The sequence below is a fragment of the Citrobacter sp. VF227 genome (assembly GCF_052950715.1).
In genome coordinates this window covers 1-1,029 of the sequence record NZ_JBRFVF010000059.1, presented here as the reverse complement: position 1 = coordinate 1,029, position 1,029 = coordinate 1, and the positions used below count along the sequence as shown (strand labels likewise).

General features: G+C 39.3%; 1 pseudogene. It reads right to left on the bottom strand.

Going from position 1 to position 1,029, the window contains the following annotated elements:
* Positions 1–167: pseudogene (locus ACU8YC_RS24985) on the bottom strand (nucleoside recognition domain-containing protein); the annotation flags it as partial.
* Between the last annotated feature and the right edge of the window lie 862 nt (positions 168–1,029).

The following is a 1,029-nucleotide window of genomic DNA, read 5'->3' as shown; positions in this document are numbered from 1 at the left end:
GCTTTACTGACGACTTTACCGAAAGCACCGTTCAGGGTGGTGAAATCAAATACGCCATACCATTCTTTGCCGCCGAGTAGTCCGGAGAAAAATACTGCAGCGAATGCCAGAGCAAAATAAGCTCCCGACCCTACCTTATTATCCTGTGGAGATAAACTCATATCCATTTCCTTGTTAACGTGGAGAATCAAAATATCATTTTGTATAAAAAGACGCAAAGTAAAATCATTTCAATCACTTTAACGCCTTTATTAATAAACATAAAAATAAGCAGGCAGATTTAAACCCCACAACCATGATCAGACACGTTATTTTTATGCTAATGATTTTATGTGGAACTGATTTGGAAATTAACAATTTTCATAATAAAGACCAAATTCAAAATAAACATTGACATGCGTTATACAGTGTTTTCTGTTCACCGATGAAAAACTCAAAATAAAAAACTTTAATACAACTTATTAAATAGCACTCTTACAATTTTCACCACTACAGTTATTGCACATTCCTTGATGTTATAAGTAATTACCAAGTTCCCTCACCACTCTGAATACGTCATACAGATATAGGGTATTCCGCAACCGAGGTGGTAGAAAAGCAATGAAACTTTTTAGTTAACAAAGATCTAAGCTGTTTTAAGTTATGGCTAACGGTATGCCTTCACTTAAAACACCTTTGCAATTGTCTTGCGGGTGGCAAACAATCAGACAAACCACTATCTCTGGCGGAGTGAAGATCCATTTACAAATGCCCCGTAAAACCAGGCTCTACCCTGAATTCCTGAAGCGCAGCAATTCTGTACATAGTAGACACGGCGCCGGACACAGCATCTGCCACGTTCGGGTCACCGTCTCAATATACTCCCGGACGTCTTTATAAGGACTTTGAAAAAGTAAAGTGGGTCACAAAATCAGGCCACGCTGAAGTTCTGTTGAACCACTTTCGCTGACTCGGATGAACCACATGTTTAGCTGTGGTTTGTTTTTGGTTTTCAGGATCTGGTAGAACTCGTGTGCCAGTTGCTGTGCT